The sequence below is a fragment of the Escherichia sp. 94.0001 genome (genome assembly GCF_013369155.2).
Classification (GTDB): domain Bacteria; phylum Pseudomonadota; class Gammaproteobacteria; order Enterobacterales; family Enterobacteriaceae; genus Escherichia; species Escherichia coli_F.
Genome location: NZ_JABWMS020000145.1, coordinates 1 through 2,279, shown reverse-complemented (window position 1 = coordinate 2,279; position 2,279 = coordinate 1). Strand labels below are relative to the sequence as shown.

The window sequence follows — 2,279 nt, the reverse complement described above, 5'->3', positions numbered from 1 at the left end:
AATGGGACACGCCGCGGGTGGTGAAGGGTGTGCGCTTCAGTCTGCGCCTGACCAGCGGAAGCGGAGAAGACAGCCGTCTGGTGACCACCGCCATCACTGCGGATACAGAGCATCGTTTCAGTGGTCTGCCGCCCGGGGAATACACCCTGACAGTCAGGGCAATTAACAGTTATGGCCAGCAGGGCGAACCGGCCACCACCACGTTCAGGATTAATGCACCTGCGGTACCCGCCACGATTGAGCTGACACCGGGCTATTTTCAGATAACAGCGGTCCCGCGTCTTGCGGTGTATGACCCGACGGTACAGTTTGAGTTCTGGTTTTCGGAGGCAAAAATCGCAGACACATCTCAGGTGGAAACCTCTGCCCGTTATCTGGGGACCGGCAGTCAGTGGAGTGTATCCGGCCCGCACATTAAGCCCGGGAAGGATTTCTGGTTTTACGTGCGCAGCGTCAACCTGGTGGGGAAATCTGCGTTTGTGGAAGCCAGCGGGCAGGCCAGCAATGATGCAGAAGGGTATCTGGACTTTTTCAGAGGAGAAATAGGAAAAACGCATCTGGCTCAGGGGTTGTGGGAACTGATAGATAACAGCCAGCTTGCGGATGAGATGGCGGAGATGAAGACCAGCATCACGGAAACCCGCAATGAAATCACACAGACGGTCAACAAAACGCTGGAGGACCAGAGCGCCACCATACAGCAGATACAGCGCGTGCAGAAGGACACAAATGATGACCTGGCTGCGCTGTACATGCTGAAGGTTCAAAAAACGAAAGACGGCATTCCCTATGTGGCCGGGATTGGTGCAGGGATTGAGGATACTGATGGCCAGCCACTGAGCAACATACTGCTGCTGGCTGACCGTATCGCGATGATAAATCCGGAGAGCGGCAACAGCACGCCGTTATTTGTGGCGCAGGGGAATCAGCTGTTCATGAACGACGTGTTCCTGAAGCGACTGTTTGCGGTGAGTATCACGTCATCCGGCAACCCCCCGACGTTTTCCCTGACGCCGGAAGGGAAGCTGACAGCCAGGAACGCGGATATCAGCGGAGCAATTACCGCGAATACCGGCACGCTCAATAATGTCACCATTAACGAGAACTGTGTCATCAGAGGGAAACTGTCTGCAAACCAGATTGAAGGCGACCTGGTGAAGACGGTGGGGAAAGCCTTTCCCCGGAATAACAGTTATGCCAGCGGGACGGTAACCGTCACAGTTTACGATGACCAGGGCTTCGACCGGCAGATTATCATTCCCCCGGTGCTGTTTCGCGGGACGAAACACCAGAATTTCAACAGCCCGAATCAGCAGTCGTACTGGTATTCCACCTGTAAGCTGCAGGTGCTGAAGAACGGGGTTGAGATTTTCCATGAACCGGCAACGGATGTCAGCCGGGTGTTCTCATCGGTGATAGATATGCCGGCAGGGCGGGGTCATGTCACCCTGACGTTTAATGTGTCGTCGGCCGGTGCGAACAACTGGACGCCGACAACGTACATCAGTGATTTACTGGTTGTGGTCATGAAAAAATCCACGGCAGGGATCAGTATCAGCTGACGGTTTATTAACCCGGACGGGCACCTCAGGAGGTGCCTTTTTTATTGACTGAAAACAAAGAGGTAATCATGCGGCATTTATACGCAACGATATTATTGTTTACTACCCTGCTGGCAGGAATTGCCTTTCCTGCACAGGCTGAAAGCGGACACGGTGCATTTTCCGTGGGATATGCTCAGGTTCACCCGGGCGGCGTACCGGCATTGTCCGGTACCGGTGCGCGTGCAGGTGATTTAAAAGGGATTAATGTGAAATACCGTTATGAGTTCACGGATCACCTGGGCGGCATTGTCGCGCTGAGTTATGCATCGGTGAAGAAAAGTGACACGATGAAGACGGGTGAAAATACCTTCCATTATGAAAGCCTGCGCGGTCGTTATGTCAGTCTGATGGCCGGCCCTGTCTGGCAGCTCAGTGAGCGGGTCAGTCTCTATGGCATGGCCGGGATGGCGTACACCCGCTGGTCTGACAGTGTTCAGGATTACCGGCGTGATGAAGTGAAACCGGGGTATGTGAAGGAGACCACCACCGCCAGTGATGGTCATACTGCGCGTCATCTGTCGCCGGCCTGGAATGCCGGGATTCAGTTCAGTCCCGTAGAGACGGTGGTTATTGACCTTGCTTATGAAGGTTCCGGCAGTGGCGACTGGCGCACTGACGGCTTCATCGTGGGTGTCGGTCATAAGTTCTGATTAGCCAGGTAACACAGTGTTATGA

The 2,279-nt window shown here is 54.3% G+C and carries 2 protein-coding genes; both read left to right on the top strand.

The features are described from left to right. Positions 1 to 1,562, top strand: a 1,562-nt coding sequence (locus HEN33_RS24690; RefSeq protein ID WP_242460323.1) for a phage tail tip domain-containing protein, incomplete at its 5' end; no start/stop codon positions are given. Positions 1,563 to 1,630: 68 nt separating this feature from the next. Continuing rightward, a complete protein-coding gene (locus HEN33_RS24685) occupies positions 1,631 to 2,254 on the top strand; it encodes an Ail/Lom family outer membrane beta-barrel protein (RefSeq protein ID WP_001432797.1) in 624 nt (207 codons plus the stop codon). Positions 2,255 to 2,279: the final 25 nt, after the last annotated feature.